Genomic DNA, 16,722 nt, shown 5'->3' on the forward strand with positions numbered 1-16,722 from the left:
ATCGCTGCCGTCAACGACGTCTTGCCATGGTCAACGTGACCAATCGTGCCAATGTTGACGTGCGGCTTGTTACGTTCAAACTTGCTCTTAGCCATCTGAGCTCTCCGTTATATGTTCGCCTGCTCAGGCTTCTCAACTGTCACGCGCAACCTTATGGTTACGCAAACTTCTTCTGGATTTCCTGCGCGACTGCCGTCGGAACAGGCTCGTAGTGATCGAACTGCATCGTGTACTGCGCACGACCCTGGCTCATCGAACGCAGGTTGCTCACATAGCCAAACATGTTGGCCAGCGGCACGTTTGCATTGACGACGGTCGCGATACCACGAGCTTCCGTACCCGAAATCTGACCACGACGTGAGTTCAGATCGCCAATCACGTCACCGACGTAATCTTCAGGAGTTACGACCTCGACCTTCATGATCGGTTCGAGCAGCTGGGCACCGGCCTTCTGCGCACCTTCGCGGAATGCAGCACGGGCTGCGATTTCGAAGGCGAGAACCGAGGAGTCCACATCATGGTAGGCACCGTCGATCAGCGTGGCTTTCACGCCGAGCATCGGGAAGCCTGCGAGCGGACCCGCACCCATAACGCTCAGGATACCCTTTTCAACACCAGGGATGTATTCCTTCGGGATCGCACCGCCGACGATCTTCGATTCGAAGATGAACTCGTCGCCGTCATGCGGCTCGAAGACGACCTTGATGCGGGCGAACTGACCCGAACCACCGGACTGCTTCTTGTGCGTGTAGTCGATTTCAGCCTTGCGGGTGATCGATTCACGATAGGCGACCTGCGGATTGCCGACATTTGCCTCGACCTTGAACTCGCGACGCATGCGGTCAACGAGAATGTCGAGATGAAGCTCGCCCATGCCGGAGATGATCGTCTGGCCGGATTCTTCGTCCGACTTGACGCGGAATGAAGGATCTTCAGCAGCAAGGCGATTAAGCGCGAGGCCCATCTTTTCCTGGTCGGCCTTGGTCTTCGGCTCGATCGCGATCGAGATAACCGGTTCCGGAAACACCATGCGTTCCAGAATGACCGGCTTCAGCGGATCGCAGAGCGTGTCGCCCGTCGTCGTTTCCTTGAGGCCCGCCAGGGCAACGATGTCGCCGGCAAATGCTTCTTCGATGTCTTCACGCGAATTGGAGTGCATCTGCAGCATGCGGCCGATGCGTTCACGCTTGAGCTTCACCGTGTTGTCGAGCGAGATACCCTTGGTAAGCTTGCCCGAGTAGATGCGGCAGAACGTGAGCGAGCCGACGAACGGGTCGTTCATGATCTTGAATGCGAGCATCGAAAGCGGCTCTTCGTCAGAAGACTTGCGAACGGTTTCCGCATCGGTCTTGGGATCGATACCCTTGATCGCAGGAACGTCGACCGGCGAAGGCAAGAATTCTACGACACCATCGAGCAGCGGCTGAACGCCCTTGTTCTTGAACGCCGAGCCGCAGAATACCGGGTGGAATTCGACGCGGCAGGTGCCGACGCGGATGAGCGCGCGCAGCTTGTCATTGTCAGGCATGTTGCCTTCGAGATAGGCTTCCATGGCAGCTTCCTCGACCTCAACAGCGGTCTCGATGAGCTTCTCACGGAATTCTTCAGCCTTGTCCTTAAGGTCGGCCGGAATCTCGACGACGTCCCACTGGGCGCCGAGCTGTTCGTCGCGCCAGACAAGAGCCTTCATCTCGATGAGGTCGATAACGCCCTTGAACTCGTTCTCGGCACCGATCGGCAGCTGCATGACGAGCGCCTTCGCGCCAAGACGGCTCTTGACCATGTCGACGCAGCGATAGAAATCGGCGCCGGTCTTGTCCATCTTGTTGACGAAGATCATGCGCGGGACATGATACTTCTCAGCCTGACGCCAGACGGTTTCAGTCTGCGGCTCGACACCGGCATTGGCGTCGAGGAGAGCAATCGCACCGTCGAGAACGCGCAGCGAGCGTTCGACTTCAATCGTGAAGTCGACGTGGCCAGGCGTGTCGATGATGTTGAAACGGCGCATCTTGCCGTCACGGCCCTTCCAGAACGTGGTGGTCGCGGCAGAGGTGATCGTGATGCCACGCTCCTGCTCCTGCTCCATCCAGTCCATGGTTGCGGCGCCATCGTGGACTTCACCGATCTTGTGCGACTTACCGGTGTAGTAAAGGATACGCTCGGTGGTCGTGGTCTTGCCGGCGTCGATGTGCGCCATGATACCGAAATTACGGTAGTCTTCGATTTTATATTCGCGGGCCATGATAGGTTGCCTTCAAGAATAGGGTTTCGACGATTACCAGCGGTAATGCGAGAATGCGCGGTTGGCTTCTGCCATGCGATGCGTGTCTTCACGCTTCTTCACAGCCGAGCCGCGGTTGTTTGCAGCATCCAGCAATTCACCGGACAGGCGATCGACCATGGTCGACTCGTTGCGGCCACGGGCTGCATTGATGAGCCAACGGATGGCAAGAGCCTGACGGCGCTCGGGACGAACGTCGACCGGAACCTGGTACGTTGCACCACCAACGCGGCGCGAGCGCACTTCGACGTGCGGCGCAACATTGTCGAGAGCCTGATGGAACAGGGCAACCGGCTCCTGCTTGCTCTTGGTTTCGACGGACTCAAGCGCACCGTAAACGATGCGCTCCGCAACGGACTTCTTGCCATGAAGCATGACTGCATTCATGAACTTGGTCAGAACGAGATCACCGAACTTCGGATCCGGGTTGATCTCACGCTTTTCTGCACTATGGCGTCTGGACATATTCTCTGTCTCTTCGCTTCGTCAGGCTCGCCACACATGGCTTGAGCCCGGGTAAATCTTACTTCGGACGCTTCGCACCGTACTTCGAACGGCGCTGCTTGCGGTTCTTAACGCCCTGGGTATCCAGAACACCACGGATGATGTGGTAACGAACACCCGGCAAGTCCTTTACACGACCGCCGCGGATCATCACGACGGAGTGTTCCTGAAGGTTATGCCCCTCACCCGGAATATATCCGATAACTTCAAACCCGTTCGTCAGACGCACCTTGGCGACCTTACGCAGAGCCGAGTTCGGCTTCTTCGGGGTCGTCGTGTAGACGCGAGTGCAAACGCCGCGCTTCTGCGGGTTTTCCTGCAGAGCAGGGACTTTATTGCGCTTTACCGGCGCAACGCGCGGCTTGCGGATCAGCTGGTTTACGGTAGGCATTCAACCTTCCCTCTTTCACAAATCTCGTATCTTCGCCCGTCAGGGCCGTTTCAGCGCCATGCTCATGCACGAATTCGGGCAACAGAACCACCGGTTGGTGGCTTGCCCGAATAAAAGCAGAGGAGACCATAAGGCCTCGTGCGAGCGGCAATTGCATATCGATCGTAAAACGAACCCTGTTTGAGATGAACTCCAGAGCGAGTCGCTCCGAAAAAGCCAATCTCACATCGGCTCAGATGGCGTGCTGATACTTGGTCATTGCGTTACAGTCAAGCCTGAACGCCAAGATTTATTAAGGTTTGCGCGCTTTAGCGGCGCAGCACCGGCCCATTGAAAGATAGTTTCGCCGAACAGGCGTTATTTCAAGCAAAATTTCACGTATTCCACGACGACGTCGCAACCGTTCGTGCTAGGAAACGTTCAAATCCATCATCAGCATTATTTGCCAAGGGAATCATCGAATGGCTGAAGACTCACCAAAACCGGTCAATCTCATCGTCGCCGACGTCTGGAAGGAGAAGGACGAGGACCCGAGGCAGGTCCATCTGCTGCTCATCACCGACGACACAGAAAATCTGGTGAACATCGCTCTGCAGATTCTCGCCAACGAAGGCTATGATGAAGCCGAACTTCTCGAAATCGGCACGATCACCGAAGAGCCGGATGAGGAACCGCACCGCTCTGCCTGGCAGAATGCGCTTGCTGGCCAGGCGGCGCTCATCGAGTTCAACGAATAGCAACCCGATCAACGTGCTCGAATAGACAAGGCCGCCGCGATCAACTCGCGGCGGCCTCTTCATTTGGTTCAACCAGCCTTATTCGGCGGCGGACTGGTCCGTCATGTCCGCGAGCATCGGGCTTGCCTTGGCAGCCGTTGCCCCGGACTCCTTGCGGCGCTCGTCGATGATAAGCTCGTCGCGAGCCACGGCAATGCGGCGGATCTGCTTGACCGTACCGCCGGTACCTGCCGGGATCAGACGTCCAACGATGACGTTTTCCTTCAGGCCCTGCAGAGCATCCATCTTGCCGGCAACGGCCGCTTCGGTGAGGACGCGGGTCGTTTCCTGGAAGGATGCCGCCGAGATGAACGACGGGGTCTGCAGCGAGGCCTTGGTGATGCCGAGAAGAACCGGAACACCGTAGCCCGGCTTCTTGCCGTCTTCCTCAAGACGCTCGTTGATCTCGTCGAGCTCGATACGATCGACATGATCGCCGGGGATAAAGCCGGTATCGCCGGATTCGGTGATCTCGACCTTCTGCAGCATCTGACGGACAATCACTTCGATGTGCTTGTCGTTGATCAGAACGCCCTGCAACCGGTAGACTTCCTGGATTTCGTTGACGAGGTAGGAAGCAAGTGCTTCCACGCCCTTGATGGCCAGGATGTCGTGCGGCGCCGGATTGCCGTCGAGGATGTAATCGCCCTTTTCGATGGCGTCACCGTCCTGAAGATGGAACGGCTTGCCCTTGGGGATCAGATACTCGACAGGCTCGAGCGTCTCGTCGTTCGGTTCGATGACGATGCGACGCTTGTTCTTGTAGTCACGGCCGAAACGAACCGTACCATCGATCTCAGCGATGATCGCATGGTCCTTCGGACGACGTGCCTCGAACAGTTCCGCAACGCGCGGCAGACCACCGGTGATGTCCTTGGTCTTGGCGCTTTCCATCGGAATACGGGCAAGAACGTCACCCGCCTTCACATGCGAACCCGGCTCGACCGAAAGGATCGACTCGACCGACAACTGGAAGCGTGCATCGCCGCCCTTTGCCAGTTTCATCACCTTGCCGGCCTTGTCCTTGACGACGATGGCAGGCTTCAGATCGGAACCGCGCGGGGTCGAACGCCAGTCGATGACGACGCGCTTGGTGATGCCCGTCGACTCGTCCGTCGTTTCTGCGACCGAAAGACCGTCGACCATGTCTTCGAATTCGACATGACCTTCGACTTCCGTCATGACCGGACGGGTATATGGATCCCACTCGGCAATGCGCTGGCCGCGCTTCACGTTGTCACCATCATCGACATAGATGCGCGAACCGTAGGTGACGCGGTGCGTGGCGCGTTCCTTGCCGTTGGCATCGAGAATGACGACAGCCATGTTGCGGCCCATGACGACCAGATGGCCGTCCGAGTTGCGCACTACGTTGCGGTTGCGGATCTGGACCGTACCCTCGTAGCTTGCTTCGAGGAACGACTGATCGACAACCTGTGCCGTACCACCAAGGTGGAACGTACGCATCGTCAGCTGCGTGCCCGGCTCACCGATCGACTGCGCGGCGATAACGCCGACAGCTTCACCCTGGTTGACCGGCGTACCACGGGCCAGATCGCGGCCATAGCACTTGGCGCAGATACCGCCGCGCGTCTCGCAAGTCAGTGCCGAACGGATACGAATCGACTGAACGCCAGCCTTTTCGATCGCATCGACATCGAACTCGTCGATGATCTTGCCGCCGGCGACGAGAACATCGCTGGAGACCGGATGCACGATATCTTCGAGCGCCGTACGGCCGAGGACACGCTGGCCGAGGGTCGCGACGACCTGACCGGCATCGACGATCGGCTGCATGGTAAGACCGGTGGTCGTACCGCAATCGGTCGAGATGACGATGCAATCCTGCGCGACGTCAACAAGACGGCGTGTAAGGTAACCGGAGTTGGCCGTCTTCAAGGCGGTGTCGGCGAGACCCTTACGGGCACCGTGGGTCGAGTTGAAGTACTCGTTAACGGTCAGACCTTCCTTGAAGTTCGAAATGATCGGCGTCTCGATGATCTCGCCCGAGGGCTTGGCCATCAGGCCGCGCATGCCGCCAAGCTGACGCATCTGGTTCGGCGAACCACGAGCACCCGAGTGCGACATCATGTAGATCGAGTTCATCTGCTTCTGGCGGCCAGTAACAGGATCGAACTCGACGGCCTTGATGCGTGCCATCATCTCGTCGGCGACCTTCTCGGTGCACTTGCCCCAAGCGTCGACAACCTTGTTGTACTTCTCGCCCTGAGTGATCAGGCCGTCATTGTACTGCTGCTCGTATTCCGTCGCCAGAGCTTCGGTCTCGGCAACGAGCTTCGCCTTGGTTTCCGGAATGACCATGTCGTCCTTGCCGAAGGAAATACCGGCGCGGCAGGCATGGGCGAAGCCGAGCTGCATGATGCGATCGCAGAAAATGACCGTCTCTTTCTGACCGCAATGGCGATAAACCGTGTCGATCATCTTGGAGATGTTCTTCTTGGTCATTTCCTGGTTGCAGATGTCGAAAGGCACATTGTGGTGTTTCGGCAGCAGTTCGCCGATGATCATGCGGCCAGGCGTGGTCTCATAGATCTTCGAGGTCGGCTTGCCGTCCGCATCGATGCTCTTGAAGCGGCCCTTGATCTTGGTGTGCAGGGTAACCGCACCGCTGCCGATGGCGTGGTGAAGCTCGCCCATATCGGCGAACGCCATGCCCTCGCCCGGCTCCTTGGCCGCGACGATCGACAGGTAATAGAGACCGAGAACCATGTCCTGCGACGGAACGATAACCGGCAGACCGTTGGCGGGATGCAGGATGTTGTTCGTGGACATCATCAGGACGCGGGCTTCGAGCTGGGCTTCCAGCGAAAGCGGCACGTGAACAGCCATCTGGTCGCCGTCGAAGTCCGCGTTGAAAGCGGTACAGACGAGCGGATGCAGCTGGATGGCCTTGCCTTCGATCAGGGTGGGCTCGAAGGCCTGGATGCCAAGACGGTGCAGCGTCGGCGCGCGGTTCAGGAGAACCGGGTGCTCGCGGATGACCTCGTCGAGAATATCCCAGACTTCCGGCTTTTCCTTTTCAACCAGCTTCTTCGCCTGCTTGACGGTCGAGGAGTAACCCTTGGCGTCGAGACGGGCGTAGATGAACGGCTTGAACAGTTCGAGCGCCATCTTCTTTGGCAGGCCGCACTGGTGGAGCTTCAACTCCGGACCGGTCACGATAACCGAACGGCCGGAATAGTCGACGCGCTTGCCGAGCAGGTTCTGACGGAAGCGGCCCTGCTTGCCCTTGAGCATGTCGGACAGCGACTTCAGCGGGCGCTTGTTGGCGCCGGTGATGACGCGGCCGCGACGGCCGTTGTCGAACAGAGCATCAACCGACTCCTGAAGCATGCGCTTCTCGTTGCGGATGATGATGCCGGGCGCGCGCAGTTCGATCAGGCGCTTCAGGCGGTTGTTACGGTTGATGACGCGGCGATAAAGATCGTTGAGATCGGACGTCGCGAAACGGCCGCCATCGAGCGGCACGAGCGGGCGCAGATCCGGCGGAATGACCGGAACGATCTTCATGATCATCCATTCCGGACGGTTGCCCGATTCCAGGAAGTTCTCGACGATCTTCAGACGCTTCATCAGCTTCTTCTGCTTCAGATCCGAGGTCGTCTCGGCAAGTTCCGCCCGCAGGTCGCCGGCGATCTTTTCGAGATCCATCGAAGCCAGAAGTTCATGAATGGCTTCGGCGCCGATGAGCGCCGTGAAAGCGTCCTCACCATATTCGTCGACGGCGATCATGTACTCTTCTTCAGAAAGAAGCTGGTGTTCCTTAAGAGCTGTCAGGCCCGGCTCGGTCACGATGTAGTTCTCGAAATAGAGAACGCGCTCGATGCCCTTGAGGGTCATGTCGAGCAGCGTGCCGATACGGCTTGGAAGCGACTTCAGGAACCAGATATGCGCAACCGGAGCCGCGAGTTCGATATGGCCCATGCGCTCACGGCGAACGCGCGACAGCGTGACTTCGACGCCGCACTTTTCGCAGATGATGCCCTTGTATTTCATACGCTTGTACTTGCCGCACAAGCATTCATAGTCCTTGATCGGCCCGAAGATCCGCGCGCAGAAGAGACCATCCCGCTCCGGCTTGAAGGTGCGGTAGTTGATCGTCTCCGGCTTCTTGATCTCACCGTATGACCAGGACAGAATCTTCTCAGGGCTGGCGATCGATATCCGGATGGAATCGAATGCCTGCACAGGCACCTGAGGATTGAAAAGATTCATGACCTCTTGGTTCATGCCGTTTCTCCATGGGGCAAAGCCTGCCCTCTACTTGCGATGGATAGCCGCCGCCGCGGGTCCATCTGGATCAAATGCCGCTTCTGCAGCGGCTCGAACATACTGGTCGGGTGCGCAGCGAAACTGCGCACCCTTCCCTTCTTATTCAGCAGCGTCTGGAAGCGCCTGCTGTTGTTCCTGCTGTCGCGTATCGTCCAGTTCGACATTCAGTCCGAGCGAACGCATTTCCTTGACGAGAACGTTGAAGCTCTCCGGAATGCCGGCCTCGAACGTATCGTCGCCACGGACGATCGCCTCGTAGACCTTGGTACGACCGGCGACGTCGTCGGACTTGACCGTCAGCATTTCCTGCAGCGTGTATGCCGCACCGTATGCTTCAAGGGCCCAGACCTCCATTTCACCGAAGCGCTGGCCACCGAACTGCGCCTTGCCACCCAGCGGCTGCTGCGTGACGAGCGAGTAAGGTCCGATCGAACGGGCGTGGATCTTGTCGTCGACCAAGTGGTGCAGCTTCAGCATATAGATGTAGCCGACTGTAACCTGGCGATCGAACGTTTCACCCGTACGTCCGTCATAGAGCGTCGACTGACCCGAGGACTTCAGGCCCGCCTGTTCCAGCATCACGTTGATGTCCGGTTCATGCGCACCGTCGAAGACCGGCGTTGCAATCGATACGCCGCGCTTCATCTGCTCGCCGAGACGAACGATGCTCTCGTCGTCATAGTTGCGAACCGGCTCATTGCGGTCGTTGTCCGGAATGATCGATTCGATCGTGGTCCGGAGCGGCGCAATGTCGCCCTGTGCCTTATAGGCTTCGATCAGCTCGCCGATCTTCTTGCCCATGCCGGCGCAGGCCCAGCCGAGATGCGTCTCGAGGATCTGACCGACATTCATGCGGCTTGGCACGCCAAGCGGATTGAGCACGATGTCGACATGCGTTCCGTCTTCAAGGAACGGCATATCCTCAACAGCGGCGATACGCGAAACAACGCCCTTGTTGCCGTGACGGCCGGCCATCTTGTCGCCTGGCTGGATCTTGCGCTTCACAGCAACGAAGACCTTGACCATCTTCATGACGCCAGGAGGCATCTCGTCGCCGCGCTGGACCTTCTCGACCTTGTCCATGAAGCGCTGCTCGAGCAGCTTCTTGGAATCGTCGTACTGGTTGCGCAGAGCTTCGATTTCGCCCTGTACCTTCTCGTCCTCGACGGCAAACTGCCACCACTGGGAGCGCGGGTATTCACCCATGACTGCCTGGGTAACGGTCGTGCCCTTCTTGAACGCCTTCGGTCCGGCAACGGCTACCTTGCCGTTGAGAACGTCGACCAGGCGGCCATAGACGTTGCGGTCGAGAATCGCCTGCTCGTCGTCACGGTCCTTGGCGAGACGCTCGATTTCCTCGCGCTCGATTGCCATGGCGCGTTCGTCCTTCTCAACGCCGTGGCGATTGAAGACGCGAACTTCCACAACGGTACCATAGGTCCCGGGCGGCATGCGCATCGAGGTATCGCGGACGTCCGACGCCTTTTCACCGAAGATGGCGCGCAGAAGCTTTTCTTCCGGCGTCATCGGGCTTTCGCCCTTCGGCGTGATCTTGCCGACGAGAATATCGCCCGGCTGAACTTCGGCGCCGATATAGACGATGCCGGCTTCGTCGAGGTTCTTCAGCGCTTCTTCCGAAACGTTCGGAATGTCGCGTGTGATTTCCTCAGGTCCGAGCTTCGTGTCGCGGGCCATGACTTCGAACTCCTCGATATGGATCGAGGTGAAGACGTCGTCCGAAACGATCTTCTCGGAAAGCAGGATCGAGTCTTCATAGTTGTAGCCGTTCCAGGGCATGAACGCGACGAGCACGTTGCGGCCGAGCGCCAGATCGCCAAGATCGGTCGAAGGACCGTCAGCGATGATGTCGCCCTTCTCGATCCGGTCACCCACACGCACCAGCGGACGCTGGTTGATACAGGTGTTCTGGTTCGAGCGCTGGAACTTCATCAGGCGATAGATATCGACGCCCGACTTGCCGGGCACGAGATCTTCCGTCGCACGAATAACGATACGGGTCGCATCTACCTGGTCAACGATACCCGTACGGCGTGCACCGATAGCGGCGCCTGAGTCGCGCGCAACGATCGGTTCCATGCCGGTGCCGACGAACGGAGCCTCGGCGCGAACCAGAGGAACGGCCTGACGCTGCATGTTCGAACCCATCAGGGCGCGGTTGGCGTCATCGTTCTCGAGGAACGGAATGAGCGCCGCGGCGACCGAAACGAGCTGCTTGGGCGAAACGTCCATCAGGTCCACGTTTTCACGCGGCGCCATCAGAACTTCACCGGCATGGCGGCAGACGACGAATTCGTCGGTAAACCCGCCGGTGGCGTCCAGTTCCACATTGGCCTGCGCCACGTGATACTTGGCTTCTTCCATGGCCGACAGATAGACGACTTCGTCCGTGACCTTGCCGTCAACGATCTTGCGGTACGGGCTCTCGATGAAGCCGTACTTGTTGACGCGGGCGAAGGTTGCGAGCGAGTTGATCAGACCGATATTCGGGCCTTCCGGCGTTTCGATCGGGCAGATACGGCCGTAATGCGTCGGATGAACGTCGCGAACTTCGAAGCCGGCGCGCTCGCGGGTCAGACCGCCCGGTCCAAGTGCCGAAAGACGACGCTTGTGCGTGATCTCGGACAAGGGGTTGGTCTGGTCCATAAACTGCGACAGCTGCGAGGAACCGAAGAACTCGCGAACGGCTGCGGCAGCCGGCTTCGCGTTGATCAGATCCTGCGGCATTACGGTGTCGATTTCGATCGAGGACATGCGTTCCTTGATGGCGCGCTCCATGCGAAGCAAGCCAACACGGTACTGATTCTCCATCAATTCGCCGACCGAACGGACGCGGCGGTTGCCGAGATTGTCGATGTCGTCGATTTCACCACGGCCATCGCGCAGGTCGACAAGCATCTTGACCACGGCAAGGATGTCTTCCTTGCGCAGAACACGAACAGTGTCTTCTGCATTGAGGTCGAGGCGCATGTTCATCTTCACGCGGCCGACTGCCGACAGATCATAGCGCTCGCTGTCGAAGAACAGCGACTTGAACATGGCTTCCGCCGAGTCGATCGTTGGCGGCTCACCCGGACGCATCACGCGGTAGATGTCGAATAGCGCATCCTGGCGGCTTTCGTTCTTGTCCACGGCCAGCGTGTTGCGGATATACGGTCCGATATTGACATGGTCGATATCAAGAACGTTGATTTCTTCCGTGCCGGTATCGAGCAGAACCTTGAGGGTCTTCTCGTCAAGTTCGTCGCCGGCTTCGAGGTAAACCTCACCGGTCTCGAAGTTGACGATGTCCTCGGCAAGGTACGAGCCGAACAGGTCGTCCTCGGTGGCCTTGATGAACTTCAGGCCCTTTTCAGCAAGCTGCTTGGCACTGCGTGCGGTCAGCTTCTTGCCGGATTCGAGCACGACTTCGCCGGTGTCGGCGTCGATCACGTCGGAGGTGGCCTTAAAGCCCTTGAAGCGGTCGACCGAATAAGGAATGCGCCAGCCTTCCCCGTCACGGCTGAACGTGATGGAGTTGTAGAAGGTCGACAGAATCTCTTCCGAGTCCATGCCAAGCGCCATGAGCAGCGACGTCACCGGAATCTTGCGGCGGCGATCGATACGCGCATAGACGACGTCCTTGGCATCGAACTCGATGTCGAGCCAGGAACCGCGGTATGGAATGACGCGGGCAGCGAAAAGAAGCTTGCCCGACGAATGCGTCTTGCCCTTGTCGTGATCGAAGAACACGCCAGGCGAACGGTGCATCTGCGATACGATAACGCGCTCGGTGCCGTTCACAATGAACGTGCCGTTGTCCGTCATGAGCGGCATATCGCCCATGTAGACGTCCTGTTCCTTGATGTCCTTGATCGACTTCGCGCCGGTATCCTCGTCGATATCGAACACGATGAGGCGCAGCGTCACCTTCAGCGGCGCTGCATAGGTCAGATCGCGCTGCCGGCATTCATCCACGTCGAACTTGGGAGCTTCGAATTCGTACTTGACGAATTCGAGCATGGAAGCGCCCGAGAAATCCGAAATCGGAAATACAGACTTGAAGACAGCCTGCAGACCTTCATCCAGTCGCCCGCCCTTGGGCTCTTCCACCATCAGAAACTGATCGTAGGAAGCTTTTTGAACCTCAATGAGGTTCGGCATCTCTGCGACTTCCGGAATCTTACCGAAAAACTTGCGTACGCGCCTACGACCATTGAAAGAATGGGTCTGAGCCATCGTCGCTCCTCGTCTTTATGCCAGAAACTGGCCTGTTTCTTAAAACCGCATTTGCGGCCCCGTGAACGGGACAAAACCCGTTTCCTGAAAGCATCAATCTTGCCGTCAGGAAAAGGGTTCAGTACCGGACCCTCCAACGTGGAGGGGAATTCTGCATCACCCGCAGCGCGGGAGTGGCGGGCAGGTTGCCCTGCCCGCCCAAAACGCAAGACTTACTTGAGTTCGACCTTGGCGCCAGCAGCTTCGAGCTGTGCCTTGATCTTGTCAGCTTCGTCCTTGGTCGCGGCTTCCTTGACCGGCTTCGGAGCTGCTTCAACGAGGTCCTTGGCTTCCTTGAGGCCGAGACCGGTGATTGCGCGGACTTCCTTGATCACGTTGATCTTGTTAGCGCCGGCTTCGGTCAGAACGACGTCGAATTCAGTCTTTTCCTCAACTGCGGCAGCAGCTGCACCGCCGCCAGCGGCAGCAGCAACAGCAACCGGAGCAGCAGCGGAAACGCCCCACTTCTCTTCAAGAAGCTTCGAAAGTTCAGCAGCTTCGAGAACGGTCAGGTTGGACAGGTCTTCTACGATCTTTGCGAGATCAGTCATTGTGATATTCCTTTACAAGGTTCGATAATTGACAGCGAGAACGGCCTTATGCCGCTTCGTCCTTCCGGGCATAGGCGCCGAAAACGCGGGCAAGCTGACCTGCCGGTGCGTTGACGATCTGAGCAATGCGCGTGGCCGGGGTCTGGATCATGCCAACCAGCTTTGCACGCAACTCGTCGAGTGACGGAAGTGCGGCCAGAGCCTTTACACCTTCCGGGTCGAGAGTCGTTGCTCCCATCGAGCCACCGAGGATGACGAGCTTTTCGTTACCCTTGGCAAATTCGATGGCGATCTTTGGTGCCGTAATCGGATCGTTGGAATAGGCAACGAGTGTCTGGCCTGTGAACAGGTCAGCGATGCCTTCCGAATCCGTACCCTGAAGAGCGATTTTGGCGAGGCGGTTCTTCGCGACTTTAACGGTGCCACCCGCATCACGCATCTTGGAGCGAAGATCGCCCAGCTGCGCTACGGTGAGACCGGTATAGTGGGCCACGACAACTGAGCCAGAGTCCTTGAAGACCCCGTTCAGCCACGCGACGAATTCGCGCTTTTCCGCTTTTTCCACTGTCTCTCTCCATTTGGCAGAAACGCTTGATTGCGTCCCTGCCGGGTTGCCTTTTGCTGCAAGGGGCCAGTTAGAAAACTGGATCCACGCAACACCTGAGGATCCTGTCCCCCTTGCTTGCCGAAACCGGCAATAGCGAAAGGCAACTACGGTTCGAACCTTGTTCTCGGGCTTTCGCCCTCAAACCTGGTTGTTCCACGTCTCATGCGGGTTCATACGAATTAAGGCGAACCACCCGCAATCTCGGACAGGATAACCGGACTTTCATCCGGTTATCCAGGCCCCAAAGGGCCTGGAATTCTTTTCATCTCAAACACTTGGGCTTGAGAATTGATGCAATGGTTACGCGACGCGAACCGTTGCGGGATCGATCTTAACGCCAGCGCCCATCGTCGACGAAATCGCGACGCGCTTGACGTATTCACCCTTGGCGCCAGCCGGCTTTGCCTTGGTGACGGCATCGGCGAACGCCTTGATGTTCTCTTCGAGCGCCTTGGCATCGAACGAAGCCTTGCCAACGCCCGCATGAACGATACCGGCCTTCTCGACGCGGAACTCTACGGCGCCGCCCTTGGAAGCCTTGACGGCAGCGGTGACGTCAGCCGTAACCGTACCGACCTTCGGGTTTGGCATCATGCCGCGCGGGCCGAGAACCTTACCGAGACGGCCGACGAGCGGCATCATGTCCGGGGTCGCAATGCAGCGATCGAAATCGATCTTGCCGCCATTGACGATCTCGAACAGGTCTTCGGCGCCAACGATGTCGGCCCCAGCCTTCTTGGCCTCTTCGGCCTTCTCGCCGCGGGCGAAAACAGCCACGCGAACCGTACGGCCCGTGCCATTCGGCAGGTTGACGACGCCGCGAACCATCTGGTCGGCATGTCGGGGATCAACGCCGAGATTCATTGCGACTTCGATCGTTTCGTCGAACTTGGCAACGGCACGCTCCTTGACCATGGCAATCGCCGAGGTCAGGTCATAGAGCTTGTTGCGGTCAACGCCTTCGCGAACCTTCGCTACACGCTTTGCAAGTTTTGCCATCGTCTTAGCCCACCACTTCCAGGCCCATCGAACGGGCAGAACCTTCGACCATGCGCATTGCGGCTTCGACGTCCGCTGCGTTCAGGTCCTTCATCTTCGCTTCGGCGATTTCACGGACCTTGTCGCGCGAGATCTTGCCGGCAACCGTCTTGCCTGGCTCCTTGGAGCCCGACTTCAGGTTTGCGGCCTTCTTCAGGAAGTAAGACACCGGCGGCGTCTTCATCACAAAAGTGAAGGATTTGTCCTGATAATAGGTAATGACGACCGGAATGGGCGAACCCTTTTCCAGTTCCTGCGTCTGCGCGTTGAACGCCTTGCAGAATTCCATGATGTTGATGCCGCGCTGACCAAGTGCCGGTCCGATCGGCGGGGACGGCGTTGCCGATCCTGCCGAAACCTGCAGCTTGAGCTGGCCTGCTACTTTCTTAGCCATAACTTCTCTGCCTTTTCATTATGCCGGAAAACCGGCGGTTGCAGTTTGGTGGTGCGGGTCGGGGATCCGGCTTCAGATCGCCTCACCTCCCACCATGTTCGCCGCTTGCACGGCACGCGACCCTAGAGCCGCAATGATCAGACCTTCTCGACCTGACCAAATTCGAGGTCGACCGGCGTAGCGCGGCCGAAAATCGAAACTTCCACCTTGAGGCGCGAACGCTCTTCGTCGACTTCCTGCACGGTACCGTTGAACGAAGCGAACGGACCATCGGCAACGCGAACGCTTTCGCCGATCTCGAACGAGATCGAAGCCTTCGGACGCTCAACGCCTTCCTGGACCTGGGTCAGGATGCGCTCGGCTTCCTTGTCGGAGATCGCGATCGGCTTGTTGTCGGAACCGAGGAACCCGGTCACCTTCGGCGTGTTCTTGATCAGATGATAAGCATCATCCGTCAGATCGGCACGAACCAGGACATAGCCCGGGAAGAACTTGCGCTCGGCGTCGACCTTGCGGCCACGACGCACCTCGACCACTTTCTCGGTCGGCACGAGGATCTTCTCGAAAAGATGCGACAGACCCTTCTGCCTCGCCTTTTCTTCGATCGACTCAGCGACCTTCTTTTCAAAATTCGAATAGGCGTGAACGATGTACCAGCGCGCGGTCATTACTTATTCCCAATCCCGATTTTTGTTCAGCCTGCGTTAACGGCCAAGACCGAGAACGAGATCGATCCCGAATGCCATCAACTGATCGGCCGCGAAAAAAAAGACCGCAGCAAAAGCCGCCATTACCATCACCATAGCGGTGGAAATGAGCGTCTCGCGCCGCGAAGGCCATGTGACCTTTGCGGTTTCAGCGCGCACTTGCTGAAAAAAAGTTATCGGATTCGTTTTGGATGCCATTTACCGCTCGTGCGTGTCATTGTGCTGTAAACATGCTGTGTTGAACTTGTCGCAACACCATCTGTCCACACCATTGCGGTCCGTAAAGCTGACCGTTCAGCTCCACGCACCGCGTGTCTGTTGACGTTACATAGAACCGATTCCGGAAAAACGCAAGTCCCCGGATCGCTTCTTTTCCAAACATCTGTCGGCGGCACCATCCAATCGTGTCCCGGCAGATTATGCGTTGGCAGGGGAGACAGGGTTCGAACCTGCGACCTACGGTTTTGGAGACCGCCGCTCTACCAACTGAGCTACTCCCCTGCATTGGCGGCGTACATTCCATAAAGCCGCCGCCATTTCAAGGGCAATATTACGACTTCCAGTGAGTTGCGGCAAAATTCGTTTGCCAATGAAGTTCTTGCAACACCTGAAAAGCCTCAAACCCCGCTACGGGTCTGCGAATTGATGAATCAGTTGCTTGGGCGAGTTATCAAATGGCGACGGGGTTCCGTAAGTTCAAGCCCTATACGTCGGAGTCGAATCGCGTGCGGAAGATCCGCCCAGCGCTCAAATGCAGAAAGGGCGGCCCCAAGGACCGCCCTTCCCGAATGCAATCGTCAGAAGACGATTTTACTCAATGATCGACGAGACGATGCCGGCACCAACGGTGCGGCCGCCTTCACGGATAGCGAAGCGGAGCTTCTCTTCCATGGCGATCGGCA

The 16,722-nt window shown here is 58.0% G+C and carries 13 protein-coding genes, 1 tRNA gene and 1 pseudogene; 1 reads left to right on the forward strand and 14 read right to left on the reverse strand.

Annotation, left to right across the window (positions count from 1 at the left end; all coding sequences use genetic code 11):
• The 4 genes from BR48_RS26065 to rpsL form a co-directional block, all read right to left on the reverse strand.
• A partial coding sequence (locus BR48_RS26065) for a GTP-binding protein (RefSeq protein ID WP_018010120.1) occupies positions 1-95 on the reverse strand: 95 nt, incomplete at its 3' end.
• 62 nt (positions 96-157) lie between these two features.
• Positions 158-2,245 (reverse strand): elongation factor G, encoded by a 2,088-nt coding sequence (gene fusA / locus BR48_RS0101595; protein WP_027229716.1) that lies wholly within the window; start codon positions 2,243-2,245, stop codon positions 158-160.
• Positions 2,246-2,278: 33 nt separating this feature from the next.
• Entirely contained in the window at positions 2,279-2,749 is a 471-nt protein-coding gene (gene rpsG, locus BR48_RS0101600; protein ID WP_027229717.1) for a 30S ribosomal protein S7, read from the reverse strand.
• Positions 2,750-2,807: 58 nt separating this feature from the next.
• Positions 2,808-3,179 (reverse strand): 30S ribosomal protein S12, encoded by a 372-nt coding sequence (gene rpsL, locus BR48_RS0101605; RefSeq protein WP_027229718.1) that lies wholly within the window; start codon positions 3,177-3,179, stop codon positions 2,808-2,810.
• Positions 3,180-3,640: 461 nt separating this feature from the next.
• Here rpsL and BR48_RS0101610 point away from each other — a divergent pair, with 461 nt between their 5' ends.
• Positions 3,641-3,916: a hypothetical protein gene (locus BR48_RS0101610; RefSeq protein WP_027229719.1), complete on the forward strand. Its 276-nt coding sequence runs from the start codon at positions 3,641-3,643 to the stop codon at positions 3,914-3,916.
• A 78-nt stretch (positions 3,917-3,994) separates the two neighbouring features.
• Here the strand turns inward: BR48_RS0101610 and rpoC are convergent, their stop codons facing one another.
• The 10 genes and pseudogenes from rpoC to BR48_RS25695 all read right to left on the reverse strand — a co-directional run.
• Entirely contained in the window at positions 3,995-8,206 is a 4,212-nt protein-coding gene (gene rpoC, locus BR48_RS0101615) for a DNA-directed RNA polymerase subunit beta' (RefSeq protein WP_027229720.1), read from the reverse strand.
• 141 nt (positions 8,207-8,347) lie between these two features.
• Entirely contained in the window at positions 8,348-12,484 is a 4,137-nt protein-coding gene (gene rpoB, locus BR48_RS0101620; protein WP_027229721.1) for a DNA-directed RNA polymerase subunit beta, read from the reverse strand.
• A gap of 212 nt (positions 12,485-12,696) precedes the next feature.
• On the reverse strand, positions 12,697-13,074 hold the full coding sequence (rplL, locus tag BR48_RS0101625; protein ID WP_027229722.1) for a 50S ribosomal protein L7/L12: 378 nt from the start codon (positions 13,072-13,074) through the stop codon (positions 12,697-12,699).
• 46 nt (positions 13,075-13,120) lie between these two features.
• Positions 13,121-13,639, reverse strand: a complete 519-nt coding sequence (gene rplJ, locus BR48_RS0101630) for a 50S ribosomal protein L10 (RefSeq protein ID WP_027229723.1) — start codon at positions 13,637-13,639, stop codon at positions 13,121-13,123.
• A 342-nt stretch (positions 13,640-13,981) separates the two neighbouring features.
• Positions 13,982-14,680, reverse strand: a complete 699-nt coding sequence (gene rplA, locus BR48_RS0101635) for a 50S ribosomal protein L1 (protein WP_027229724.1) — start codon at positions 14,678-14,680, stop codon at positions 13,982-13,984.
• A gap of 4 nt (positions 14,681-14,684) precedes the next feature.
• Positions 14,685-15,113: a 50S ribosomal protein L11 gene (gene rplK / locus BR48_RS0101640; protein WP_027229725.1), complete on the reverse strand. Its 429-nt coding sequence runs from the start codon at positions 15,111-15,113 to the stop codon at positions 14,685-14,687.
• Between the two features lie 137 nt (positions 15,114-15,250).
• The gene (gene nusG, locus BR48_RS0101645) at positions 15,251-15,781 is read right to left on the reverse strand and encodes a transcription termination/antitermination protein NusG (RefSeq protein WP_027229726.1); all 531 of its coding nucleotides are present in this window, start codon (positions 15,779-15,781) and stop codon (positions 15,251-15,253) included.
• Between the two features lie 36 nt (positions 15,782-15,817).
• Complete coding sequence (secE, locus tag BR48_RS0101650) at positions 15,818-16,018, reverse strand: preprotein translocase subunit SecE (protein WP_027229727.1); 201 nt, start codon at positions 16,016-16,018, stop codon at positions 15,818-15,820.
• 227 nt (positions 16,019-16,245) lie between these two features.
• Positions 16,246-16,321, reverse strand: a tRNA-Trp gene (locus BR48_RS0101655).
• Positions 16,322-16,630: 309 nt separating this feature from the next.
• Positions 16,631-16,722: pseudogene (locus BR48_RS25695) on the reverse strand (elongation factor Tu); the annotation flags it as partial.

The organism is Phyllobacterium sp. UNC302MFCol5.2 (genome assembly GCF_000686005.1).
Lineage (GTDB): Bacteria > Pseudomonadota > Alphaproteobacteria > Rhizobiales > Rhizobiaceae > Phyllobacterium > Phyllobacterium pellucidum.